Annotated in this window: 24 protein-coding genes; 19 read left to right on the plus strand and 5 right to left on the minus strand. The window is 72.3% G+C overall.

Annotated features, from left to right (window positions below; all coding sequences use genetic code 11):
- The first annotated feature begins 65 nt into the window (after positions 1–65).
- The 13 genes from ABZO31_RS03215 to ehuA all read left to right on the plus strand — a co-directional run bounded on the left by ABZO31_RS03215 (position 66) and on the right by ehuA (position 11,694).
- Positions 66–1,040: a DMT family transporter gene (locus ABZO31_RS03215; RefSeq protein ID WP_406859367.1), complete on the plus strand. Its 975-nt coding sequence runs from the start codon at positions 66–68 to the stop codon at positions 1,038–1,040.
- On the plus strand, positions 1,033–2,220 hold the full coding sequence (locus ABZO31_RS03220) for an aromatic amino acid transaminase (protein WP_406859368.1): 1,188 nt from the start codon (positions 1,033–1,035) through the stop codon (positions 2,218–2,220). Before ABZO31_RS03215 ends, ABZO31_RS03220 begins: the two co-directional genes overlap by 8 nt.
- A gap of 237 nt (positions 2,221–2,457) precedes the next feature.
- Positions 2,458–3,819, plus strand: coding sequence for a tyrosinase family protein (locus ABZO31_RS03225; protein WP_406859369.1), 1,362 nt, complete (start codon positions 2,458–2,460; stop codon positions 3,817–3,819).
- Between the two features lies 1 nt (position 3,820).
- A complete protein-coding gene (locus ABZO31_RS03230) occupies positions 3,821–4,321 on the plus strand; it encodes a hypothetical protein (protein WP_406859371.1) in 501 nt (166 codons plus the stop codon).
- A 124-nt stretch (positions 4,322–4,445) separates the two neighbouring features.
- Positions 4,446–4,943, plus strand: coding sequence for a GNAT family N-acetyltransferase (locus ABZO31_RS03235; RefSeq protein WP_406865242.1), 498 nt, complete (start codon positions 4,446–4,448; stop codon positions 4,941–4,943).
- A gap of 358 nt (positions 4,944–5,301) precedes the next feature.
- Positions 5,302–5,844 carry a diaminobutyrate acetyltransferase gene (gene ectA, locus ABZO31_RS03240; protein WP_406859372.1) on the plus strand — a complete coding sequence of 181 codons (543 nt, stop codon included), beginning with the start codon at positions 5,302–5,304 and terminating at the stop codon, positions 5,842–5,844.
- Between the two features lie 88 nt (positions 5,845–5,932).
- Positions 5,933–7,213 (plus strand): diaminobutyrate--2-oxoglutarate transaminase, encoded by a 1,281-nt coding sequence (ectB, locus tag ABZO31_RS03245; protein ID WP_406859373.1) that lies wholly within the window; start codon positions 5,933–5,935, stop codon positions 7,211–7,213.
- Between the two features lie 39 nt (positions 7,214–7,252).
- Positions 7,253–7,657, plus strand: a complete 405-nt coding sequence (locus ABZO31_RS03250; protein ID WP_406859375.1) for an ectoine synthase — start codon at positions 7,253–7,255, stop codon at positions 7,655–7,657.
- Positions 7,658–7,708: 51 nt separating this feature from the next.
- Positions 7,709–8,608 carry an ectoine hydroxylase gene (gene thpD, locus ABZO31_RS03255; RefSeq protein WP_406859376.1) on the plus strand — a complete coding sequence of 300 codons (900 nt, stop codon included), beginning with the start codon at positions 7,709–7,711 and terminating at the stop codon, positions 8,606–8,608.
- 71 nt (positions 8,609–8,679) lie between these two features.
- Positions 8,680–9,591, plus strand: coding sequence for an ectoine/hydroxyectoine ABC transporter substrate-binding protein EhuB (gene ehuB, locus ABZO31_RS03260; RefSeq protein ID WP_406859377.1), 912 nt, complete (start codon positions 8,680–8,682; stop codon positions 9,589–9,591).
- Between the two features lie 12 nt (positions 9,592–9,603).
- A complete protein-coding gene (gene ehuC, locus ABZO31_RS03265; protein ID WP_406859379.1) occupies positions 9,604–10,281 on the plus strand; it encodes an ectoine/hydroxyectoine ABC transporter permease subunit EhuC in 678 nt (225 codons plus the stop codon).
- The gene (gene ehuD / locus ABZO31_RS03270) at positions 10,281–10,916 is read left to right on the plus strand and encodes an ectoine/hydroxyectoine ABC transporter permease subunit EhuD (protein WP_406859380.1); all 636 of its coding nucleotides are present in this window, start codon (positions 10,281–10,283) and stop codon (positions 10,914–10,916) included. Before ehuC ends, ehuD begins: the two co-directional genes overlap by 1 nt.
- Entirely contained in the window at positions 10,906–11,694 is a 789-nt protein-coding gene (gene ehuA, locus ABZO31_RS03275; protein ID WP_406859381.1) for an ectoine/hydroxyectoine ABC transporter ATP-binding protein EhuA, read from the plus strand. The genes ehuD and ehuA overlap by 11 nt, the downstream gene beginning before the upstream one ends.
- Positions 11,695–11,716: 22 nt before the next feature.
- Here the strand turns inward: ehuA and ABZO31_RS03280 are convergent, their stop codons facing one another.
- Positions 11,717–12,823: a serine hydrolase domain-containing protein gene (locus ABZO31_RS03280; RefSeq protein ID WP_406859383.1), complete on the minus strand. Its 1,107-nt coding sequence runs from the start codon at positions 12,821–12,823 to the stop codon at positions 11,717–11,719.
- Positions 12,824–12,954: 131 nt separating this feature from the next.
- On the opposite strand from ABZO31_RS03280, the gene ABZO31_RS03285 reads away from it, so the two are divergent.
- The gene (locus tag ABZO31_RS03285) at positions 12,955–13,632 is read left to right on the plus strand and encodes a TetR/AcrR family transcriptional regulator (protein ID WP_406859384.1); all 678 of its coding nucleotides are present in this window, start codon (positions 12,955–12,957) and stop codon (positions 13,630–13,632) included.
- 5 nt (positions 13,633–13,637) lie between these two features.
- Here ABZO31_RS03285 and ABZO31_RS03290 read toward each other — a convergent pair whose 3' ends face one another.
- On the minus strand, positions 13,638–14,483 hold the full coding sequence (locus tag ABZO31_RS03290; RefSeq protein WP_406859385.1) for an MBL fold metallo-hydrolase: 846 nt from the start codon (positions 14,481–14,483) through the stop codon (positions 13,638–13,640).
- A gap of 211 nt (positions 14,484–14,694) precedes the next feature.
- On the minus strand, positions 14,695–15,444 hold the full coding sequence (locus ABZO31_RS03295) for an IclR family transcriptional regulator (RefSeq protein WP_406859386.1): 750 nt from the start codon (positions 15,442–15,444) through the stop codon (positions 14,695–14,697).
- A 71-nt stretch (positions 15,445–15,515) separates the two neighbouring features.
- Between ABZO31_RS03295 and ABZO31_RS03300 the strand changes: the two genes are divergently transcribed.
- The 3 genes from ABZO31_RS03300 to dmpG are packed head-to-tail and all read left to right on the plus strand — an operon-like array spanning position 15,516 to position 18,307.
- On the plus strand, positions 15,516–16,322 hold the full coding sequence (locus tag ABZO31_RS03300; protein WP_406859388.1) for a 2-keto-4-pentenoate hydratase: 807 nt from the start codon (positions 15,516–15,518) through the stop codon (positions 16,320–16,322).
- 9 nt (positions 16,323–16,331) lie between these two features.
- Entirely contained in the window at positions 16,332–17,303 is a 972-nt protein-coding gene (locus ABZO31_RS03305) for an acetaldehyde dehydrogenase (acetylating) (RefSeq protein WP_406859389.1), read from the plus strand.
- On the plus strand, positions 17,300–18,307 hold the full coding sequence (gene dmpG, locus ABZO31_RS03310; RefSeq protein ID WP_406859391.1) for a 4-hydroxy-2-oxovalerate aldolase: 1,008 nt from the start codon (positions 17,300–17,302) through the stop codon (positions 18,305–18,307). The genes ABZO31_RS03305 and dmpG overlap by 4 nt, the downstream gene beginning before the upstream one ends.
- Before the next feature lie 9 nt (positions 18,308–18,316).
- Here the strand turns inward: dmpG and ABZO31_RS03315 are convergent, their stop codons facing one another.
- Together ABZO31_RS03315 and ABZO31_RS03320 are read right to left on the minus strand one after the other, a co-directional pair.
- Positions 18,317–19,993: an acyl-CoA dehydrogenase family protein gene (locus ABZO31_RS03315; protein WP_406859392.1), complete on the minus strand. Its 1,677-nt coding sequence runs from the start codon at positions 19,991–19,993 to the stop codon at positions 18,317–18,319.
- Positions 19,994–20,133: 140 nt separating this feature from the next.
- Complete coding sequence (locus ABZO31_RS03320; RefSeq protein WP_406859393.1) at positions 20,134–20,706, minus strand: HutD family protein; 573 nt, start codon at positions 20,704–20,706, stop codon at positions 20,134–20,136.
- Positions 20,707–20,884: 178 nt separating this feature from the next.
- Here ABZO31_RS03320 and ABZO31_RS03325 point away from each other — a divergent pair, with 178 nt between their 5' ends.
- Entirely contained in the window at positions 20,885–21,088 is a 204-nt protein-coding gene (locus ABZO31_RS03325; protein ID WP_015663066.1) for a cold-shock protein, read from the plus strand.
- 87 nt (positions 21,089–21,175) lie between these two features.
- Positions 21,176–22,912, plus strand: a complete 1,737-nt coding sequence (locus ABZO31_RS03330) for a DEAD/DEAH box helicase (RefSeq protein ID WP_406859394.1) — start codon at positions 21,176–21,178, stop codon at positions 22,910–22,912.

A 22,912-nucleotide genomic window follows, 5' to 3' on the forward strand; every position in this document is an offset into this window, starting at 1 on the left:
CTCCTAGGGTTGCCGTTCGGGCGGGGGTGTCTCCGACTCCGTTCCGAGTGTGAGGAAACCTTTCAGTGGTCGCAACGACAACGGCGGCAGCGGCCGAGGCGCCGTCCGCCGCCGGGCCCCGGCGCGGGATCCTGGAGCACCGGGCGGCGGGTCCCGTCGCCCTCGGCCTCACGGTCCTGATCTGGGCCGGCTTCGCGCTCAGCGCCCGCGCGCTCGGCGCGTCGACGCTGCTGCCCGCCGACGCGGCCCTGATCCGCTTCGGCGTGCCGCTGCTGGTCCTCGCTCCGGCGCTGTGGCGCCGGCGCCGCGCGCTGGCCTCCGTACGGCCGGGTCCGGCGCTCAAGATCATGTGCGGCGCGGGCGTGCCGTTCTTCCTGATCGTGATGCACGGCGGCGCGCTGACGTCGGCCGCGTTCGTCGGCGCGATCGTGCCCGGCATGGTGCCGCTGTTCGTCTCCGCCCTCATGGTGGCGAGCGGGCGGGGCCTGCCGCGCGGCGCGCAGAGCGCCGGTCTCGCGCTGATCGTGGCGGGCGTCGTGGCGCTGGTGTGGCGGCACACCGTCGCGCTCGACCAGGACGTCCTGCTCGGCGCGGGCGCGCTGCTGGTCGCCAGCGGGCTGTGGGCGCTGTACACCGTGGGCCTGCGGGAGGTGGAGCTCGACCCGGTCGGCTCCATCGGGGTGCTGTGCCTGCCGTCCTTCGCGGTCGTCGCGCTGCTGGCGCTGACCGGCGTGCTGCCCATGGGCCTCGGCCGGGCGGCGGCCGGTGACGTGCTGCTGTTCCTCGTCGTCCAGGGCCTGGGCGTGGGGCTGTGCGCGGGCCTGCTGTACGCGTTCGCGATCCGCCGGCTCGGCCCGGAGCGCTGCGCGGTCGTCGGCAGCCTGAGCCCCGTGGCCGTCGTACTGCTGGCCGTCCCCCTCCTCCACGAGTCGCCGACGGTCTCCGTCCTGATCGGCGTCCCCCTGATCACCACGGGTGTCGTGCTCGCCAACCGACGGCCCCGCCCCCGAACCACCACCGAGGACACCGCCCGTGCTTGAGCTGCTTCCCGCCCCGCCCGTCGACCCGCTGTGGGACCTCACCGCGGAGTACGCCGCCGACCCGCGCCCGGAGCGCCTGGACCTCGTCCTCGGGGTGTACCGCGACGACTCGGGGACCACCCCGGTGATGGCCGCGGTCCGCGAGGCCGAGGCCCGGCTCGCGGAACGCGCGGAGTCGAAGGAGTACCGGGGCCTGTCGGGCAACACGCGCTTCAACCGGTCGATGCAGGACCTGGTCCTCGGCGCGGGGATCCCCGCGGAGCGCGCGGTGACCGTCCAGACGGTGGCCGGTACGGGCGCGCTGCGCCTGCTCGCCGACCTGGTGCGGCAGTCGTACCCGGGCACCACGGTGTGGATCAGCGATCCCGCGTACGTGAACCACCGGCCGATCCTGGAGGCCGCCGGCCTGAAGGTCCGTACGTACGCCCTGGGCGACGGCGCGGACCTCGTCGACGGCCTGCGCGCGGCGCGCCGTGACGACGTGGTGCTGCTGCAGGGCTGCTGCCACAACCCGACCGGCGTCGACCCGACGCCCGAGGAGTGGCTGGCCCTGGCGGACCTGGCCGCCCGGAACGGCTGGGTCCCGCTGATCGACCTGGCGTACCACGGCCTGGGCGACGGCCTGGAGGCCGACCTGGCCGCCACACGCATGCTGGCGTCGCGCCTGCCCGAGCTGCTGATCGCGGTCAGCTGCTCCAAGAACTTCGGCCTCTACGCCGACCGCACGGGCTGCGCCATGGTCCTGTCCTCGTCGAAGGCGGCCCTGCGCCAGGTCGAGACCACCCTGCAGAACGCCGCCCGCACCCTGTACTCGATGCCCCCCGAGCACGGCGCGGCGGTCGTCGCCACCGTCCTGGAGGACGGCGCCCTGCACTCCCTGTGGCGCGCCGAACTCGACGCGATGCGCGGCCGCATCGCCGAGAACCGCGCGGCCCTGGCCGACCACCTGGAGGCCCTGGGGGCGGAACGGGCGGCGCGCTCCCTGGCCCACCAGAAGGGCATGTTCTCCACGCTCCCCCTCACCCCCGACGACATGCGCCGGCTGCGCCGCCAGTACGCCGTCTACGGCACCACCGGCGGCCGCATCAACATCGCCGGTCTGTCCGCCCGGCACGTCCCCCACCTGGCGGCCTCGCTCGCCGCCGTCCTCAGCGTCGACTTCGAGGCAGTGCGTTCCTGACATCACGGGCCGGCTGGGCAGGCAGCGGGCCGTAGCCGAGTTCGGCCGTCGCCTGCCGGCCCTTTATGGCCGGCGTGGACGCGGGGAGGAACATCGGCTGCGCCACCGTGGCCCGACCTGAAGGTGCGCACGGCCCGTTGTCCGCCAGGCGAGCTGTTCCCCACCGCCATGGTTACGTTCCGTGTCTTCATGCATACCTATGAACACTGTCCGTATGCACCGGGGGGTGGAGGCACAGTGACGAAGAAACGCCGGGACATCAACTCCCTGACCCAGGCCCAGCTGGACGACTACATCCACGCGCTCGACATCCTGCGCGCCCGTTCGGCGGTGAACCCGAGCGACCCCACGGGGTACGCCTTCCAGGCCGACCTGCACAACAACGTGTTCGTCGGCCCGTGCGAGCACGGCAGCGACGCGTTCCTGCCGTGGCACCGCGCGCATCTGCACTACTTCGAGCAGCTGCTGCAGGCGGCCGACCCGCCCCGGACGGCCGACGTCACCATCCCGTACTGGGACTGGATCCACCCGCAGACGACCGGGAAGTTCCCGGCGGCGTTCGCCCGGCCGGGTCTGACGGCGACGCCGGACCGGGACCAGCTGCCCAAGGAACTGCCGCCCGACACACTGGAGATCGTCACCACCGAGACGGACCAGGAACTCTTCGCCGGCTTCCCGGAGGACGATCCGGCCGGCGACTACGGCCGCCTCGAGGAGGGCCCGCACAACTACATGCACCCCGAGTTCATCGGGGGCATGATGGCCAATCCGAGCCAGGCGGCCAAGGACCCCATCTACTGGAGCTTCCACTGCTTCATCGACCTGATGTGGGCGGAGTGGCAACGCCGCAACGGCGCACCGGCCCTGACGTCGCCCACCCGTGACCTGCGCGGATTCACCAGCCGGCCGAAGCACAAGATCGCCGACTTCCACGACACGGAGGCCCTCGGCTACGCGTACGAGTACTCGGACCAGCTCACGAGCGCGTTCGGCATCGCCCCGCCGATGCCCGGCCCGCGGGAGCTGGTGGCGTCGAAGCCCATGGAGCCGGTCTCGGAGGACGACCTCACGACCCAGCTGCGCGACACGGAGCACGCCCAGTTCCGTTTCTCGGCCCCGCCCGACGAGGGCCGGCGTCTGGCGGTGCGGCTCAGCGACCTGAAGGTGCCCAAGACCGGCAGCTTCATGATCCGGGCCTTCGCCCACCCCCAGGACGTGGAGTTCCGCACCGACGAGGACTTCGCGGAGCAGTACGGCGTCGGGTACGTGGTGATGTGGCGGGCGCATCTGCACGAGGACGGCCACGGGAACGGACACGGCGAGCATGACCACGGCGGTCACGAGCACGGCGGCCACGGTGGTCACGGAGGTCACGGCGACGGTGGGCACGACAACCCGCCGCCGGCCCATCACCCCACGGGCTGCACGGCCCGCTTCGACGTCACCGCGGCCGTCGAAGCGACGCCCCAGCCGACCGAGGATCACGTGCTGACGCTCCACTACGTCCCGTTGCCCACGAGCACGGACCCCGCCGACCAGCCGGCCGGGCTGATCGAGGAAGTCGCCCTGGAGAACGTGCTCATGGAGGTGTACGCCTGACATGCGCACCCCTGTCTTCGAGCTGCACATCCGGCCCATGTTCCGCGCGACCGACCGCGAGCACATGATCTGGGCCCTGGACCTGTGGGACTACGACGACGTCGTCGCCCAGGCCGACGACATCCTCGACCGTCTGGAGCAGGACATGCCGCCGGTGACCGGCGGCGGTCTGTGGCCCGAGGAGTGGATCGCGCTCTTCCGGCGCTGGAAGGACGGTGCCCGCAAGCGTCTCGAACTCGGCACGGCTACGTACGACATCACCAGGACGCCCGCGCAGGTCGACCTCACGGCGACGGGTACGTTCCCGGCGGCGGGCTACGAGGGCTGGCTGCAGCTCGAGAGCGAGACGGACGCCTCGAAGACGTACGTGCTCCACTTCGAGGCTCCCGACGCCCCGGAGGCGGGGTCGCCCCCGGCCTTCACCGTCGTCGAGACCTACCGGGCGACCGACACCCGGACCGTGTTCGTCCGCGACGGCTCGGGCGTCCAGGAACTGACCTGACGGTCCGGGCGGCCGGGGCTCCCCTGTGTGTCCGCTCCTCATCACCACCCGCGTCTGGCACGATCGCCGCGTACCCGACCGAGGAGAGGAGCGGGCCGTGGGCGAGCGCGCGGAGCGGAGGCCGTTGCGGGTGCGCGACGCGGTGGCGGAGGACTGGCCGCGGATCTGGCCCTTCTGGCACGAGATCGTGGCCGCCGGCGACACGTACGCCTGGGACCCCGGCGCCGACGAGGGCACCGCCCGGGCCCTGTGGATGGCGCCGGGCGCCCGGGTGTTCGTCGTCGAGGACCCGGACGCGTCCCATCCCGCGGACCGCATCGTCGCCTCGGCGTATGTGCGGCCCAACTACGGGGGCCCGGCGCGGACGGTGGCCAACGCGGGGTTCATGGTGTCCCCGGCCCACGCGGGCCGCGGCATCGGCCGGCTGCTCGCCGGGCACGTCCTCGACGCGGCGCGTGCGGACGGCTACACGGCCATGGTGTTCAACGCGGTGGTCGAGACCAACCCCGCGCTGCGCCTGTGGCAGTCGCTCGGCTTCACGATCCTGGGCACCGTTCCCAAGGCTTACGAGCACCCTCGTCACGGGCGGGTGGGGCTCCACATCCTGCACCGTTTCCTCTGAGCGCGCCGGGCGCCGGCTTCCGTGGAATTCCGCCGCGTTCCCCCTGCATTCCACCGCGTTCCGGCGCCGCATTCCGGGCCCAGCAGGAGATCCCTTTCCGGACCCGGCGACACCAAACGCCCTCGCGACCCACGATGCAATAACACTCCGATCGCAAAAGTGACACCTGGCAAAGGTGTTACATCGTCGTTATACAACGACACTTTGACCCGGTTTCTATGCATGAGTGCCCCCGAATATGAGACATGATCCGCACGCCGACTCGCCGCCGGGGCAGGAGGCATAACACAGAGACCGCGTCGTCCGTAACCCCACAGGCCCAGGAAGTTCGCAGTTCTGCTGGGTAGCTTCGGCGCCCATGACCACTGCTCACACGATTCGCATTCAGGACGAAGCGCCGACGCTGCCCCCGGGGTGGACCGTCGGCCGGCCGGAGGTGGCGGACGGGGCGCAGCTGTGGCGGCTGGCGCGTGAGTCCGAGGTGCTGGACGTCAACTCCTCGTACAGCTACCTGCTGTGGTGCCGGGACTTCGCCGACACGTCCGCCGTCGTCCGCGACGCGGACGGCCGGGCGGTGGGGTTCGTGACCGGATACCTGCGGCCCGACGCCCCGCGGACGCTGCTGGTGTGGCAGATCGCCGTCGACGTCTCGTACCGGGGCCTCGGCATCGCCGGTGCGCTGCTCGACGCGCTCTCCCTGCGCGTGGCCGGCGCGCACGGGATCGACGCCGTCGAGACCACCATCACGCCCGGCAACACCGCGTCCGAGCGACTGTTCGACGCGTTCGCGCGGCGGCACGGCGCGCGGGTCGGCCGGACGGTCCTCTTCCCTGCCGTGGTCTTCCCGGGCGACTCCCACGAGCCCGAAGTGCTGCACCGCATCGCGCCGTTGACCTTCTGACCGCCGGCCCGGCCCCCGACCGCCCACCCGCCGCGGTCCTGGCGCCCCGACCCCCCGGGCGCCGTCCCTCACGTACTGGAGAAACAGCATGACGCTCATCGCCGACAAGCCCACGACCGTGTTCGAGACCGTCGAGTCGGAGGTCCGCAGCTACTGCCGCGCCTGGCCGACCGTCTTCGAACGAGCCACCGGAAGCCGCCTGTTCGACGAGCACGGGCGACCGTTCCTCGACTTCTTCGCGGGTGCCGGTTCGCTGAACTACGGCCACAACAACCCCGCCCTGAAGCGACCGCTCCTGGACTACCTGGGCAGCGACGGCATCACCCACGGGCTCGACATGTCGACGACGGCGAAACGACGGTTCCTGGAGACGTTCCGCTCGACCGTCCTCGAACCCCGCGGCCTGCCCTACAAGGTGATGTTCCCGGGCCCGACCGGCACCAACGCCGTCGAGGCGGCGCTCAAGCTCGCCCGCAAGGTCACCGGTCGCAAGACGGTGGTCTCCTTCACCAACGCCTTCCACGGCATGTCGCTGGGCTCGCTCGCCCTCACCGGCAACGCCGGCAAGCGCGCCGGCGCCGGGGTGCCGCTGACCCACACCACGCAGATGCCGTACGACCACTACCTCGGCGGCCAGGTGCCGGACTTCCTGTGGTTCGAGCGCCTCCTGGAGGACTCCGGTTCCGGCCTCGACCACCCGGCCGCCGTGATCGTCGAGACGGTGCAGGGCGAGGGCGGCGTCAACGTGGCCCGCAACGAGTGGCTGCGGGGCCTGGCCGACCTGTGCCGCCGCCGCGACATGCTGCTGATCGTCGACGACATCCAGATGGGCTGCGGCCGCACCGGCGACTTCTTCTCCTTCGAGGAGGCCGGCATCACCCCGGACATCGTCACCCTCTCCAAGTCCATCAGCGGCTACGGACTGCCCATGTCCCTCTGCCTGTTCCGCGACGAGCTCGACCTGTGGGAGCCGGGCGAGCACAACGGCACCTTCCGCGGCAACAACCCCGCGTTCGTCACGGCGACCGCCGCCCTCGACACGTACTGGCGTGACGGCGCCCTGCGGGACCGCACCCTCCAGCGGGCCGACCAGGTCGAGCGGGCGCTGCTCGAACTCACCGCGGGGAACGAGCGGCTGGACATCACCCCCCGCGGCCGCGGCCTGGTCTGGGGACTGGAGTTCGCGCAGGAGGGACGCGCCGAGGCCGTGTGCCGCCGCGCCTTCGAACTCGGTCTGCTCGTCGAGACCTCCGGTCCCCGCAGCGAGGTGGTCAAGCTCCTGCCGCCGCTGACCGTCACCGACGACGAGCTCGACGAGGGCCTCGGGATCCTCGCCCGCGCCGTCCGGCACACCGCCGGCGCTGCCTGATCCCCCGTCCCCCGTCCCCGTACGGAAGGAAAACACCCCATGATCGTCCGCTCCTTCGCCGAGCTGGAGAACACGGACCGCCATGTGAAGTCCGCCTCCGGCACCTGGGAGAGCAAGCGCATCGTGCTCGCCCGCGAGCGCGTCGGCTTCTCCCTCCACGAGACCGTCCTCCACGCCGGCACCGAGACCACGATGTGGTACGCGCACCACGTCGAGGCAGTCGTCTGCACGGCCGGCGAGGCCGAACTCACCGACCACGAGACCGGCGAGACCCACACGATCACGCCCGGGACGATGTACCTCCTCGACGGCCACGAGCGGCACACGCTCAAGGTCAAGGAGGAGTTCCGCTGCCTGTGCGTCTTCAACCCGCCGGTGACCGGCCGCGAGGACCACGACGAGAACGGCGTCTACCCCCTGCTCACGGAGCCGGACCCCGTCTGACACCCCACGACCCGCGCACTCCCCCGTGTACGAGAAAGGCCAGCACCCGCGATGACCAGCGCCCCCGCCCGCCCCGTCGACCCGTACCCCACCCGCGGCGCCGAAGAAGCCCTCGTCCTGCGCAAGGAACCCGTCGTCTGGTCCGACCCCGGAACCCCCGGGCCGTTCTGGCCCCGTGAGCTGGAGGACTTCGAACGCAACGGCTTCTTCGCCGTCGACGGCCTCGTCGGCCCCGACGAGGTCACCGCACTGCGCGCCGAACTGGACCGGCTGGTCGCCGACCCGAAGATCCGGGAGGACGAGCGGGCGATCGTCGAGCCGCGGTCCCAGGAGATCCGGTCCGTCTTCGAAGTGCACCGGATCAGTGAGGTGTTCGCCCGGCTCGCCGCCGACCCGCGGCTCGTGGACCGCGCCCGGCAGATCCTCGGCTCCGACGTGTACGTCCACCAGTCCCGGATCAACGTGAAGCCCGGCTTCGGCGCGAGCGGCTTCTACTGGCACTCCGACTTCGAGACCTGGCACGCCGAGGACGGGCTGCCGCAGATGCGGACCGTGTCGGTGTCGATCGCGCTGACCCCGAACTTCACGACCAACGGCAGTCTCATGATCATGCCGGGTTCGCACCGCACCTTCCTCGGCTGCGCCGGGGAGACGCCCTCGGACAACTACAAGAAGTCGCTGCGGATGCAGGACGCCGGCACGCCCTCGCAGAAGGCGCTCACCACGTTCGCCGAGGCGTGCGGGATCGAGCACTTCACCGGGGACGCGGGCTCCGCCGTGTGGTTCGACTGCAATGCCATGCACGGCTCGGGCGACAACATCACCCCGTTCCCGCGCAGCAATGTCTTCCTCGTCTTCAACAGTGTGGAGAACGCGCCGGAGCTGCCGTTCGCAGCGCCCGTCCGGCGACCGTCCTTCATCGCCTCCCGGGACACCACGCCGATCGGCTGACCGGCCGGCACCTGCTCCACCCCGCGCCTCCCCCACCGCTCACTCTGCTCGCCCTGCCGAAAGGAACGGACATGACCGTGCCCCTCTCCCGCAGACGCCTCCTGACCCGGGCGGCCGCGCTCGGCGGACTGCTCGCCGTCTCCGGTCCGCTCGCCGCGTGCAGCCGTACGGAGGTGGGCACCGGGGCGCCGGCCGGCGACGCGGACCTGCTCGCGAAGCTGCGGAAGCAGGGCCACGTCCGGGTGGGCTTCGCGGGCGAGGCTCCGTACGGCTTCCAGGACGGGAGCGAGCTCGCCGGCGAGGCGCCGACGCTCCACCGGGAGATCTTCAAGGCCCTCGGCATCGGGGAGCTCAAGCCCACGCTCACCGAGTTCGGGGCGCTGATCCCGGGGCTGCTCGCCGGGCGGTTCGACGTGGTCAGCGCAGGGATGGCCATCACGCCCGAGCGCTGCGCCAAGGTGATCTTCTCGGAGCCCGAGTTCGTCTCCCCGACCGCGCTGATGGTCCGCAAGGGCAACCCCAAGGGGCTGACCGACCTGCGGTCGTGCGCGGCGAAGGGCGTCCGCGTCGGGGTCCTGACGGCCGCGGTGGAGACCTCGTACGCCAAGGAGGCCGGCGTCCGGGACCCGGCGGTGGTGTCGCTGGCCAAGCAGCAGGACGGGCTCGACGCGCTGCTCGCCGGCCGGATCGACGCCTTCGCCCTGACCGGCATCTCGCTGCGCTGGCTGGCCCGTACCAACGAGGGCGCCGCGGTCGAGGTCCTGGACCCGTTCGTGCCGGTGGTCAAGGGCGTGGAGCAGTACAGCCCGGGCGGCGCGGTCTTCCGGCCGGGGGCCACCTCGCTGCGCGACGCGTTCAACGCGGAGCTCGCGAAGATCACCGGCGATCCGGCCCGGTACGTGGGCCTGATCGGGAAGTACGGCTTCACCGACCGCGAGGTGCCGCCGCGCACCCTGCGCACGGCCGAGCTGTGCAAGGCGTGACGGGCGGCGGGGATGGCTGACTTCCTGGCCGAGACGGGCCGGGCGCTGCCCGCGATCGGCGAGGGGCTGCTGGTCACGCTGGAGGCGACGGGGCTGGGCGCGGCGCTCGCCCTCCTCGTCGCCTTCGCGCTCGGCCTCGCCGCGCGGTCCCGCCGCGTCCTGGTGCGCGGGGCGTCCCGGGTCACCGTCGAGTTCCTGCGCGGCACCTCGTTGTACGTGCAGCTGTTCTGGCTGTTCTTCGCCCTGCCGATGCTGGGCTTCCGGCTGGAGCCGCTGGCGTGCGGGGTGCTCGCGTTCGGCCTCAACTACGGGGCGTACGGCGCGGAGGTGGTCCGGGGCTCGATCGCGGCGGTGCCCGCCGCGCAGAGCGAGGCGGCGCTCGCCCTCGGGATGGGGCCGGGGCTGCGGCTGCGGCGGGTGGTGCTGCCGCAGGCGTACGTGCTGATGATCCCGCCGTTCAAGAACCTGCTGATCCAGCTGCTGAAGGCGACGCCGCTGCTGTCCCTGGTGACCGTCGCCGATCTGACGTTCCGGATCGACCAGTTGCGGTCGGCGACCGGCGGCACGGCCGCCGCGTACCTGCTGCTCCTGCTTCTCTACTTCGGCCTGGCCGTCCTGCTGAGCACGGGGATGAACGCGCTGGAGCGCACGGCGAAGAACCGGCTCGGCCAGGACGGGAGTGGTGTCTGATGTGGGACATGGAGGCGGCGCGCGCCGCGCTGCCGGTCGTGCTGTCGGGCTTCGGCGTCACCCTGCTCGCGACCGTGCTCGGTTTCGCGGTCGCGGTGTGCGCGGGGCTCCTCATCGCGCTGGTCCAGCGCTCCGCGCCCCGGTGGCTCGCGCTGCCGGTCCGGGCGGCGGCCTCGTTCGTCCGCTCGACCCCGGTGATGGTGCAGCTGTTCGCCACGTGGGTACTGGTGCCGGGGCTGAACGCGCTGACGATCGGCGTGCTGGTCCTGGGCGTGCACTACGCCACGTACCTCTCCGAGGTGTACCGCGCGGGCATCGACGCCGTACCGAAGGGACAGTGGGACGCCTGCACGGCGCTCTCGCTGCCGCGCCGGCGGGTGTGGCGTGCGGTGGTGCTGCCGCAGGCGGTGCGCAACGTGCTTCCCGCGCTGGGCAATTACGCGATCTCGATGTTCAAGGAGACGCCGTTCCTGTCGGTGATCACCGTGAACGAGATGGTCCACGAGGCGAACACCTTCGGCAGCACCCACTTCGCCTATCTGGAGAGTTTCACCCTGGCCGCCGGCGTCTTCCTGCTCGCGAGCTGGCCGACGTCCCTGCTCGTACGCCGACTGGAGGCACGCCTTGCCCACTGACACACGCCCGGGGGACAAAGTCCGCTTCACGCGGGTGACGAAGCGCTTCGGTGAGAACACCGTGCTCGACGGCCTCGACCTCACCGTCGCACCGGGCGAGCGCGTGACCCTGATCGGCCCGAGCGGCTCGGGGAAGACCACGATCCTCCGTCTCCTGATGACGCTGGAGCGGGTCACGGACGGCGTCATCCAGGTGGACGGGGAGCCCTTCTCCCACATGCCGGCCGGCGCGGGCGGGAAGCTCGTCCCGGCGAACGAGCGCTACCTCGCCCCGCGCCGCCGGCACATCGGCATGGTCTTCCAGCAGTTCAACCTCTTCCCTCACATGAGCGTCCTGGCGAACGTCATGGAGGCGCCCGTGAACGTCCTGGGCCTCGACAAGGACGAGGCCGCCGCCCGGGCCCGCGAACTGCTGGGCCTCGTCGGTCTCGCCGACAAGGCCGACGCCCACCCCACCCGCCTCTCCGGCGGCCAGCAGCAGCGCGTCGCCATCGCGCGGGCCCTGGCGATGAGACCCGGCATCCTGCTCCTGGACGAGGTGACCTCGGCCCTCGACCCCGAACTGGTCGCGGAGGTCCTGGACGTCCTGCGGGACGTGGCCGGGTCCACCGACCTCACGATGCTCTGCGTCACCCACGAGATGGGCTTCGCCCGGGACGTCTCCGACCGCATCCTGATGTTCGACGAGGGCCGCGTCCTGGAATCCGGGCCGCCGGAGAAGCTGTTGGACGCCCCGGACCACGACCGGACGAGAACCTTCCTCGGCTCGATCCGGTGAGCCGGGGCAGGTGGCGCGCGGGTCAGCCGTACATGGCGGTGCTGTAGAGGGCCGTCAGCGCGGCGTCGATGGCGTGGGGTTCCGGCCTGCCGGAGGAGTCGAGCCTGTTCCACCTCTGCAGGTTCACCGCGACGGCCATCTGCCGCTCGCCGTCGGCACGGATCATGGCCAGTGCTCCGCCGCCCCAGACCGTACCGCCGTGCCCCCAGAAGGTGGCCTGACCGGGATCCGCCATCGGGTACAGGCCGAGACCGTAGTCGACCGTCTTCCCCTCCTGGGAGACGACCTGGACGGTGCGCTGCATCTGCTCCAGCGACGACGGACCGACGATCTCACCGGCGAACAGCATGCGGTAGAAGCGGTTGAGGTCCGCCACGGTCGATACCAGCGAGGCCGACGGCCCCACCCATGACATGTCGTAGACGCTGTAGTCGCGCGGCGGGTCGATCATGCCGAACCACGCCTCGTAGTGCTGCGAGTGCGGCCCGTCGATCGTCCGGCCGGCGGGGAATCCGGTGTCCCGCAGACCGGCGCGCTCGATGACGTTCCGGGTGATGTACTGCTCGGCCGCGGTGCCGGTCACCTCTTTCAGGAGCTGGACGAGGAGCAGGTAGTTGGTGTTGGAGTACAGCCCCGGCGCGCCGCCCGGGGTGCCGACGGCGGGTGCGGTGACCCCCATCGCGATCAGGTCGACGGGGTCGAACCGCGTGAACCGGAGGTCGTCCAGGCTCTCGGGTCCGGTCTCGGCGAGGGCGGGGAACGCCTTCATGGACGGGTAGGCGTACGGGAAGTACTCGGGGAGGCCGCTGGTGTGGTTGACCAGCATCCGGACCGTGATCGCGTCACCGCGCTCCCCGGGAACCAGCTTCGGGAGGTACCGGCCGATCGGTGCGTCGAGCTCGATCCGGCCGGCCTCGACCTGCTGCAGGACCGCTGCCGCGGTGAAGGTCTTGGTGATGCTGCCGACCCGGTGCCGCAGGTCGGCGGTGACGGGGCGGCCGGTGGTGACATCGGCGACCCCGGCGGCGCCGCGCCAGACCCGGTCGCCGTCTCGTACCTCGGCGAACAGGCCCGGCATCCCGGCCCGGTGGACGTTCTCGAGGGCGGCGTCCAGTGCCGTTAAGTCCATTGAGTTGCTCACGACATGCGTCCTTTCGCGTGCCTTGGGGTGGGCGCCGCGCAGCGCCCATGCCCTCATTATGCACGCGGTGCGTGCAACACCAAGTGCACGGCTAGACTGAGTTCGACGAGAGGGGCGACATGGCAGGCCGAAGGCGTTGGTCGACCGAGGAAATCCTGGACGCGGCTGCGGAGTTGCTGCGCACGAGCGACGCGGAGTCGTTCAGCGTGCGCAAGCTCGCCGCCACCCTCGGGACCGATTCCTCCAGCCTCTACCGGCACTTCCGCAGCAAGACGGAACTGCTGCGCGCGGTCGCCGACCGGATCCTCCTGACCTCCATGGACGGCTACCGCGCCGAGGGCGACTGGAAGCAGCGCATCACCGCCCTGGCCCTGCGCCTGCGCGAGGCCTTCGGCGAGCAGCCCGAACTCGCCGCGGTCTGGGGACGGTACGCGTCGAGCGGTGCCGGTTCCCGGCTGGTCATGGAAGAGGTGCTGCAGGCCCTGCGCGCGTCGGGCCTGGCCGACGAGGAGATCCCGGCGCGCTACCACCGGCTCGCGGTCCTCATCGCCGCGCTGATCGCCTCCGAGGCCGGAGTCAGCACCATCACCCCGGAGGAGTACGAACAGGGCATGGAGCTGTTCCGCGTCGCGGTGCTCGGCGCCGACCCCGAGCGCTTCCCGGCCCTGGCCCACTTCGCCCGCGAGGTCCGCCCCCTCGGGGCGGACCGCGGCGCCGCGTTCGAGGAGATCCTCGCCGCCCAGCTCGCCCAGATCGAGGCCGCGATCGGCCCGAGCGAGCCGCCCGACCGCCCCTGAGCCGCTCACACGGAGACGAACGGCTCCGTCAGATGCGGCGTCGCCAGGTGCAGCGTGGTGGCGGCCGCACGGCCGAGCATCCGCTCCCTCGACCGCCGGGCCGCCTCGGGGTCGAGCTCGTGCGCGTAGGCGAGTTCGGGGTGGAGCAGCTGGAGCGCGTGCACCAGGAGGTCGCCGGTGACGAGCGCCAGCTCGCGCCCGTCGGCGACCAGCACGCTCTGGTGTCCGGGCGTGTGGCCGGGCGTGGCGATCGCGCGCCCGGTGCGCAGCGGTGTGTCCCCGTCGAGGAGCCTCAGCCGGCCGGCGTCCGCGAGCGGATCGGTGAGGGCCTCGCGGAGCTGCGGGTTGAGCGCGTCGAGGGCGTCGAACTCGGCTCGCTGGAGCAGGTATTCGGCGTTCGGGAAGTAGGGGCGGCGCCCGCCGGCCGCAGCGGTGCCGTCCGCCGAGGGCACGGCCGCCTCGGTCACCACCGCCCATCCGACGTGATCGGTGTGCAGGTGGGTGAGCACGACGGTGTCGACGTCGGCCGGGTCGATGTCCGCCGCGGCGAGCGACGCGGGAAGGGCACCGGGCACGGGTGCCCACGAGGCGGCCGGGCTGTCCGCCGGACCGATCCCGGCGTCCACGACGGTGATCCCCTGGTCGCCGCGGATCGCGTACGCGCGGAACCGGAGCCACCACCGGCCCTCGGCGTCGACCGCACCCGGGTCGTAGCGGTCGGCCTCGGCCCACTGACCGGCCGTGGCCTCGGGGAAGGCCTCTGCGCGCGGGGAGAAGAACGGGCCCTCCGCGTCGGGAAGGGCGATGATCTCGGTCGAGCCGATCCGGAGCCGGGGAACACTGAGGGACATGGCCGCGATCCTGTCATGCGGCGCTCTCCCGGCCGAACAGGGGTCAGTGTTCCGGTAGTTGCTCCCAGGCGCCGCCTGCCGCCTCTTCCGGATCGCCTACCGCCTCACCCCTCCCCGCTCGTACGCGGACCGGCCCGGCTGCATCCGGGTGGTGACGTCGGCGGCCGTCGAGGACCCGGTGGCCCGACCGGTCGGTGGTCAGGGGCGAGGGTCAGGGGCGGCGGCGGGCGAGGGTGGAGCCGAGGGCCGTCGCCGCGGCGCGTACGGCGTTCGCGTGGGACTCAGGCCGGAAGCGTCCGACCGGGCCGGTCACGCTGATGGCGGCGACCGCCGTTCGGCCGTCGGGTGCGAGGACCGGCGCGGCCACGCAGAGCAGGCCCGGTGTCGACTCCTCGCGTTCGTAGGCGACGCCCGTCTCGACCGCCTTCTCCAGCTGCCGGCGCAGCAGGCCGGGGGCGATCACGGTGTGCGGGGTGCGGCGTTCGAGCGGGCCGGTCAGTACGGCGGTCTGCTCGTCCTCCGGGGCGTGCGCGAGCAGCACCTTGCCGATCGCCGTGCAGTGCAGCGGCATGCGCCCGCCGGTGCGGGAAGGGGTCTTCGCCTGGCGGTGTCCGCCGATCTTGGCGAGGTAGACGACCTCGTGGCCCTCACGCATACCGAGGTGCACCGTCTCGTGGGTGCGCTCGTAGAGGTCCTGCAGGAACGGCATCGCCAGCTCCAGCAGGGTGCGTTCGGTGGCGGCGCGCATGCCGAGCTCGAAGAGGCCGCCGGACAACCGGTAGCCGTGCTCGGTCTTGTCGAGCAGCCGGTGGTGGACCAGGTCCCCGGCGACGCGGTGCACGGTGCCCTTCGCCAGGCCGGTGCGCCGCACCAGTTCGGCGAGCGGCAGCACGGAGTCCGCCGGGCCGAACGCGCGCAGGATCGCCAGTGCCTTGCCCAGGACGGTGTGGCTGTCCTCCATGGAAAAGAGCGTACCGCTGAGTGGAACGCCTTCATGGAGCTCGCCGCACCCCGTGCCGCAGATTGGTCGACATGCCCCAGACTCACACCCCTGTCGGCGACGACAGCATCGCCGCCGCCGCGGCCCGGCTCCGTCGGGCCGCCGCCACCGGCACCCCCGCCGCCCCCGTGCGCGACCTGATCGGCCGCGAGGACGTCACGGCCGCGTACGCCGTGCAGCGGCGGCTGACCGCCGAGCGGATCGCGGCCGGCGCCACGGTCGTCGGCCGGAAGATCGGTCTGACGTCCGCGGCCGTGCAGCGGCAACTCGGCGTCGACCAGCCCGACTTCGGTGTCCTCTTCGACGACATGGAGTACGCCGACGGCTCGGCCGTGCCGGTCGGCGCGGTCCTCCAGCCGCGCATCGAGGCCGAGATCGCCTTCGTCCTCGGGGCCGACCTCGCCGAGGGACCGCTGGACGACGCCCAGGTGCGCGCGGCCGTCGACCACGCCGTCGCCGCGATCGAGATCTGCGGCAGCCGGGTGGCCGGCTGGGACATCAGCTTCGGCGACACGGTCGCCGACAACGCCTCGGCAGGTGCTTACGTCCTCGGCACCCGGCGCGTCCCGCTCACCGGTTTCGACCCCGTAGCGGCCGAGATGACCATGACCGTCGACGGCGAGACCGTCTCCACCGGCAGCGGCGCCGCCTGCCTCGGCGACCCAATCAACGCCGTCGTCCGGCTCGCCCGCCGCGCCCGTGAGTTCGGCGAGCCGCTGCGCGCGGGGCAGGTCGTCCTGTCCGGCGCCCTCGGCCCGATGCGTCCCGTGGCGCCGGGCGCCACCGTCCACGCCACCGTCACCGGCCTCGGCACGGTGTCGGTCACCTTCTCCGCTTGAGGAGCGACGATGAGCAGCACCAGCAGGACCAAGGTCGCCGTCATCGGCTCGGGCAACATCGGCACCGACCTGATGATCAAGATCATGCGCACGGCGCAGCATCTCGAAATGGGCGTCATGGTCGGCATCGACCCGGCCTCCGACGGCCTGGCCCGCGCCGCGCGCCTCGGGTTCGAGACCACCGCCGAAGGCGTGGACGGGCTTCTGAGGTCGCCGCGGATCGACGAGATCGGCATCGTCTTCGACGCCACCTCGGCCGGTGCGCACCGGCACAACGACGCGAAGCTGCGCCCGCTCGGCATCCGCGTGATCGACCTGACGCCGGCCGCGATCGGCCCGTACGTCGTCCCGGCGGTCAACCTCGACGAGCACCTCGACGCCCCGAACGTCAACATGGTCACCTGCGGCGGCCAGGCCACGATCCCGGTCGTGGCCGCGATCAGCCGCGTCGTCCCGGTGGCCTATGCGGAGATCGTCGCCTCGATCGCCTCCAGGTCGGCCGGCCCCGGCACCCGCGCCAACATCGACGAGTTCACCGAGACCACCTCCTCGGCGATCGTGCAGGTCGGCGGCGCCCGGCGCGGCAAGGCGATCATCATCCTCAACCCGGCCGAGCCGCCGCTGATGATGCGGGACACGGTCTTCGCGCTGGTCACCCTGCCCGAGGGCGAGGACGGCGAGACGGCGAAGGCACAGATCACCGCGTCGGTGCGGAAGATGGTCGCCGAGGTCTCGGCGTACGTCCCGGGCTACCGGACGGTCCAGGACGTCCAGATCGCCGGGATCCCGGCCGATCAGCCGGTGGAGACGCTCCTCGCGGAGGACGCGACCGGGCGGCCGACCCACCAGGTGTCGGTGTTCCTGGAGGTCGAGGGCGCGGGCATGCACCTCCCGGCGTACGCCGGGAACCTCGACATCATGACCTCGGCCGCCGTGCAGATGGCCGAGAAGATCGCCGCCGCGAAGGAGGCCACGCAGTGAGCACCCCGATCTTCGTCCAGGACGTCACCCTCCGCGACGGCATGCACGCCGTCCGGCACCGCATCACCCCCGACGACGTCCGGCGCATCGTCATGGCCCTGGAGGACGCCGGCGTCGACGCGATCGAGGTCGCCCACGGCGACGGCCTCGCCGGCGGTTCGGTCAACTACGGTCCGGGCTCCCACACCGACTGGGAGTGGATCGAGGCCGCCGCCTCGGTCCTGGAGAAGGCCCGTCTCACCACCCTGCTGCTGCCTGGCGTGGGCACCCTCCACGAGCTGAGGCACGCCTACGACCTCGGTGTCCGCTCGGTGCGGGTGGCCACCCACTGCACCGAGGCCGACATCTCCGCGCAGCACATCGCCGCCGCCCGCGAGCTGGGCATGGACGTCTCCGGCTTCCTGATGCTCTCCCACATGGCCGAGCCCGAACAGCTCGCGCGGCAGGCCAGGTTGATGGAGTCGTACGGCGCCCAGTGCGTGTACGTCACCGACTCGGGCGGCCGGCTGACGATGAACGACGTCGCCGCGCGGGTGCGCGCGTACCGGGACGTCCTCGACCCGGCCACCGAAATCGGCATCCACGCACACGAGAACCTCTCGCTCTCGGTCGCCAACTCCGTGGTCGCGGTGGAGAACGGCGCGTACCGCGTCGACGCCTCGCTCGCCGGCCACGGCGCGGGCGCGGGCAACTGCCCCATCGAGGCGTTCGTGGCCGTCGCCGACCTGTCGGGCTTCGCGCACGATTGCGACCTGTTCAAGCTGCAGGACGCCGCCGACGACCTCGTCCGCCCGCTGCAGGACCGCCCGGTCCGGGTCGACCGCGAGACCCTCACGCTGGGGTACGCGGGGGTCTACTCCAGCTTCCTGCGGCACGCGGAGACCGCCGCCCGGCGGTACGAGGTCGACGTGCGCGACATCCTGACCGAGTGCGGCCGCCGACGCCTGGTCGGCGGCCAGGAGGACATGATCGTCGACATCGCCCTCGGTCTGGCGTCCCGTTGACCGGACGGCTCAGCCGGTGGCGCCCGGGGTGCGGGCGATGATCCCGTCGAGGTCGAGACCGGCCGGGAGAGTGCCGAACGCCAGGCCGTAGCCGCCGCCGAGGCGGGTGGCGCAGAAGGCGTCGGCGACGGCGGCCGGGGCGTGCCGGACCAGGAGCGAGCCCTGCAGGACCAGGGCCATCCGCTCCACCAGGCTGCGGGCGCGCAGTTGGGCGTCCTCGGTGACGAGCAGCTGCTCGCGCAGCGCGCGCCAGGCGGCGTCGAGGCGGGCGTCCGCGCCCGCGGCCGCCTCGACCTCGGCGGCGTACGCGTGCATGCTCTCCGGCTCCCGGGTCAGCGCGCGCAGCACGTCGAGGGCGTTCACGTTGCCGGAGCCCTCCCAGATGCTGTTGAGCGGGGCCTCGCGGTAGAGGCGGGGCATGCCCGACGCCTCGTCGTAGCCGTTGCCGCCGAGGCACTCCAGGGCCTCGGCGACAGCGGCCGGCTGCCGCTTGCAGACCCAGTACTTGCCGACGGCAGTGGCCAGGCGCAGGAAGGCGCGCTCGCCGGCGTCGCCGCGCTGCGCCCGGTCGGCGGCTCCGGCGAGGCGCAGCGCGAGCGTGGTGGCGGCCTCCGACTCCAGGCCGAGGTCGGCGATGACGTTGCGCATGAGCGGCTGGTCGATGAGCTTGGCGCCGAAGACGGAGCGGTGCCGGACGTGGTGGGCGGCCTGGGCCAGCGCGGCGCGGATGCCGGCCGCCGAGCCGAGGACGCAGTCGAGCCGGGTCATGGTGACCATGTCGATGATCGTCCGCACCCCGCGCCCCTCCTCGCCCACGAGCCAGGCGACGGTGTCGTCGAACTCGGGCTCGCTGCTGGCGTTGGAGCGGTTGCCGAGCTTGTCCTTGAGCCGCTGGATGCGGAAGGTGTTGCGACTGCCGTCGGGCAGCACCCGGGGGACGAGGAAGCAGGAGAGTCCGCCGGGGGCCTGCGCCAGGACGAGGAAGAGGTCGTTCATGGGGGCGCTGGTGAACCACTTGTGGCCGCGCAACCGCCAGCTGCCGTCGGTCTGTTCGGTCGCGCTGGTGGTGTTCGCGCGGACGTCGGTGCCGCCCTGCTTCTCGGTCATCCCCATGCCCGCGAGCAGGCCCTGCTTGTCGCCGGGGGCGCGCAGACCGGGGTCGTAGACCCGGCTGGTCAGCAACGGCTCGTAGCGGGCGGCGAGTCCGGGGCTGTTGCGCAGGGCCGGAACGACGGCGTACGTCATGCTGACCGGGCAGAGGTGCCCCTGCTCGACCCCGGTGACGATCATGAAGTCGGCGGCCCGCGCGACATGGACGCCCGGACGCTCGTCGGCCCAGGGCGCGCCGGCGAGACCCGCGCCGACCGACAGGTCGAGCAGTGCGTGGTACGAGGGGTGGAAGTCGACCTCGTCGACGCGGTTGCCGTACCGGTCGTGCGTCCTCAGCACCGGCTCGTGGCGGTTGGCCTCGTCGCCCCAGCGCTGCACCTCCTCGGTCCCGGCGAGCCGGCCCAGGCGGTGCAGCTCGTCCCGGTGCCAGGCCGCGCCCTCCCGCTCCACGCCCTCCAGCAGCACCGGGTCGTCCGCGACGTCGTGGCCGACGAGGGGCGGAGACTGGTTGGTCACCTCGTGGGTGCGCGCGGAGGGCCGGCTTCGCAGGGGGGAGCTGTCGGTGGGGGCGCTCATCGGATCCTCCGAGTGGGGTCTGCGGTCGTCCGGATGCTCCGTGCACGTCGGGCGGCCGTCGGCATGCCACGAAGAAGTGAAGCACCGTTCAGAACTTTCCACCAGGGACCCGCCACCGCCGGCCGTCGCGCTGCGCCGGGTCAGCCCCCGGTCGGCGTGATGGTGACGGCGGCCGTCACGCCGGTGACGTGGACGGTGCCGGATCCGGGGCCGGAGAAGAGGACGGCGTCGAAGCGGTCGAGGGTGGCGCCGGACTCGGCCACCGTCGCCGTGCCCGCCAGGGCGATCACGAGCGTCACGGCCCCGCCCTGCGGGGCGACGGAGAAACCCTCGCGCGTCACGCGCACCCGCGCCGTCGCGGCGGTGCGGCGCGTCATGACGTTGAAGTCGACGAGGGGGCCGCCGAGCAGCCGGCAGTCCGTGTCGGCGTCGCCGGGGAAGGCGAAGGGCTCGTACAGGGCGTCGACGGTGTGCGGGACCCCGTCGACCGTCAGCTCCATCCCCGGCCCGTCGACGACGGTGATGATCCGGTCCACTCCGGGGAAGGACGAGAAGGGGCCGCCGGCCGCGACATCGGCGAGGCTCACCCGCCAGACGAAGTCCTCCAGGCCCGCGTCGGCCGGGCCTGCGGCGACCTCCCTGGTCACACCGCCGCCGTTCCGCCAGGGCGTCGCGGGTCGGTCGTGGGCCCTGAGCAGGCGTCCTGCGGTCATGAGGTCGGTCAGCTCCTTCGGCATGGGCGGGGTCGCCCGGTCGAGCAGTGCTATAATCAAGGGGTTGCAGTTGCGGTACCCATGAACCTATGTGCGCCTGACGGGATGCTTCCTTCAGGCGCATTATTTGTTTTCCGGCATCTCCGGATGGGGCCTCTGCCTACAGAAGGAGAAGATCATGGCACAGGGAACCGTGAAGTGGTTCAACGCCGAAAAGGGCTTCGGCTTCATCGAGCAGGACGGCGGCGGCCCCGACGTCTTCGCCCACTACTCGAACATCGCCACCCAGGGCTTCCGTGAGCTCCACGAGGGCCAGCGGGTCTCGTTCGACGTGACGCAGGGCCAGAAGGGCCCCCAGGCGGAGAACATCGTTCCCGCCTGATCGCCGCACGCGTACCCGCACACCGGGGTCCGCACCGTGATGGTGCGGACCCCGGTTTGCGCTGTTCCGAGGAAGGCAGAGCACCGCATGTCCCGTAGGCCCCAGAAGTCGAACCGACGCACCTCGTCGCCGTCACCGGCACCCTCGTCACCGAGGGAGTTCCGGCTGCCCGAAAGCACGACGCCCGCGCTTCCCGCCGTCGAGGACTTCGCCGGCATGGACATGCCCGCGGGGCTCCTGAAGACGCTCGTCGCCCAGGGCGTCACCACCCCCTTCCCCATCCAGGCCGCCACGCTGCCCAACTCGCTGGCCGGGCGTGACCTGCTCGGCCGGGGACGGACCGGCTCCGGCAAGACCCTCGCGTTCGGACTGGCCCTGCTGGCCCGTACCGCCGGACTGCGGGCCGAGCCCAAGGCGCCGCTCGCGCTGGTGCTCGTCCCCACGCGTGAACTCGCCCAGCAGGTGACCGACGCGCTGACTCCGTACGCCACTGCCGTGAACCTCCGGCTGGCCACCGTGGTCGGCGGGCTGTCCATCACCAAGCAGGCCGCCGCGCTCCGGCGCGGCGCCGAGGTGCTCGTGGCGAGTCCCGGCCGGCTCAACGACCTCATCGAGCGCGGCGACTGCGTGCTCGACGACGTACGCATCACGGTCCTCGACGAGGCCGACCAGATGACCGACATGGGCTTCCTGCCCCAGGTCACCAAGCTGATCCAGCAGGTGCGGCCCGACGGGCAGCGCCTGCTCTTCTCGGCCACCCTGGACGCCAACATCGACCGCCTGGTCAAGCGGTTCCTGACCGACCCCGTGGTGCACTCCGTGGACCCGTCCGCGGGAGCGGTGAGCACCATGGAGCACCACGTGCTCCACGTCCTGGACGAGACGGACAAGAAGGCCGTCACCACGCGCATCGCGGCCCGGGACGGCCGGGTCATCCTCTTCCTCGACACGAAGAGGTCCGCCGACCGGCTCGCCAAGCGGCTCCTGGCCGTCGGCGTCCGCGCCGCCGCCCTGCACGGCGGCCGCAGCCAGCCGCAGCGGAACCGCACCCTGGACCAGTTCAAGAGCGGCCAGGTCACGGCGCTGGTGGCGACGAACGTCGCGGCCCGGGGCATCCACATCGACGACCTCGACCTCGTCGTGAACGTCGATCCCCCCACGGACCACAAGGACTACCTGCACCGCGGCGGCCGCACGGCCCGCGCGGGCGGCACCGGCAGCGTGGTCACGCTGGTCCTGCCCGACCAGAAGCGGGACTTCACCCGGCTCATGTCCCACGCGGGCATTCGCCCCAGGACGGCCCGCGTCCAGTCCGGCGACGCGGAGCTCGCCACCCTCACCGGTGCCCGCGAGCCCTCCGGCGTCCCCGTCACCATCGAGGTGCCGCAGCCGGCGACGCCGCCGGCGCCCCGCCGGGAGCGGAAGGCCGGCGCACCGTCCGGCCGCCGCCGGAGGGGCGGCGGCAACGCGGCGGCGACGGACTCGGCCACCGGCACGGGCACGACCGGCCGGAGCTCGAACCGCCGGACCGCCGCGGCACCGGCGGGGTCCGGGCGGCCGGCGGCGTCCGGGCGACCCGCTGCCTCCGGGCGGCCGTCCGCGACCGAGGGCCGCGGCTCCGCCCGCCGTGCCGGGAGCGGCAAGGCCACGGGTACCGGGGCCGGGTCGAACGGCCGCACCACCCCCGAGCGTCGTACCGGCGAGGGGACCCCGGCCCGCGCCGCCACCGGCCAGTCCGGCCGCGGCTCCGGCCGGCGCACGGCGGCCAGCGGCACCGGCGACCGCACGTCCACCCGCGGCGACCGCCGCAGGACCGCGCGGTAG

The sequence above is a fragment of the Streptomyces solicamelliae genome (assembly GCF_045348655.1).
Taxonomy (GTDB): domain Bacteria; phylum Actinomycetota; class Actinomycetes; order Streptomycetales; family Streptomycetaceae; genus Streptomyces; species Streptomyces solicamelliae.

Coding starts and splice junctions, on each gene's coding strand:
- ABZO31_RS03230 (WP_406859371.1), top strand. CDS start 3,821: ATGCGCACCCCTGTCTTCGAGCTGCACATCCGGCCCATGTTCCGCGCG.
- ectA (WP_406859372.1), top strand. CDS start 5,302: ATGACCACTGCTCACACGATTCGCATTCAGGACGAAGCGCCGACGCTG.
- ectB (WP_406859373.1), top strand. CDS start 5,933: ATGACGCTCATCGCCGACAAGCCCACGACCGTGTTCGAGACCGTCGAG.
- ABZO31_RS03250 (WP_406859375.1), top strand. CDS start 7,253: ATGATCGTCCGCTCCTTCGCCGAGCTGGAGAACACGGACCGCCATGTG.
- thpD (WP_406859376.1), top strand. CDS start 7,709: ATGACCAGCGCCCCCGCCCGCCCCGTCGACCCGTACCCCACCCGCGGC.
- ehuB (WP_406859377.1), top strand. CDS start 8,680: ATGACCGTGCCCCTCTCCCGCAGACGCCTCCTGACCCGGGCGGCCGCG.
- ehuC (WP_406859379.1), top strand. CDS start 9,604: ATGGCTGACTTCCTGGCCGAGACGGGCCGGGCGCTGCCCGCGATCGGC.
- ehuD (WP_406859380.1), top strand. CDS start 10,281: ATGTGGGACATGGAGGCGGCGCGCGCCGCGCTGCCGGTCGTGCTGTCG.
- ABZO31_RS03280 (WP_406859383.1), bottom strand. CDS start 12,823: ATGGACTTAACGGCACTGGACGCCGCCCTCGAGAACGTCCACCGGGCC.
- ABZO31_RS03285 (WP_406859384.1), top strand. CDS start 12,955: ATGGCAGGCCGAAGGCGTTGGTCGACCGAGGAAATCCTGGACGCGGCT.
- ABZO31_RS03290 (WP_406859385.1), bottom strand. CDS start 14,483: ATGTCCCTCAGTGTTCCCCGGCTCCGGATCGGCTCGACCGAGATCATC.
- ABZO31_RS03295 (WP_406859386.1), bottom strand. CDS start 15,444: ATGGAGGACAGCCACACCGTCCTGGGCAAGGCACTGGCGATCCTGCGC.
- ABZO31_RS03300 (WP_406859388.1), top strand. CDS start 15,516: ATGCCCCAGACTCACACCCCTGTCGGCGACGACAGCATCGCCGCCGCC.
- ABZO31_RS03305 (WP_406859389.1), top strand. CDS start 16,332: ATGAGCAGCACCAGCAGGACCAAGGTCGCCGTCATCGGCTCGGGCAAC.
- ABZO31_RS03315 (WP_406859392.1), bottom strand. CDS start 19,993: ATGAGCGCCCCCACCGACAGCTCCCCCCTGCGAAGCCGGCCCTCCGCG.
- ABZO31_RS03320 (WP_406859393.1), bottom strand. CDS start 20,706: ATGACCGCAGGACGCCTGCTCAGGGCCCACGACCGACCCGCGACGCCC.
- ABZO31_RS03325 (WP_015663066.1), top strand. CDS start 20,885: ATGGCACAGGGAACCGTGAAGTGGTTCAACGCCGAAAAGGGCTTCGGC.
- ABZO31_RS03330 (WP_406859394.1), top strand. CDS start 21,176: ATGTCCCGTAGGCCCCAGAAGTCGAACCGACGCACCTCGTCGCCGTCA.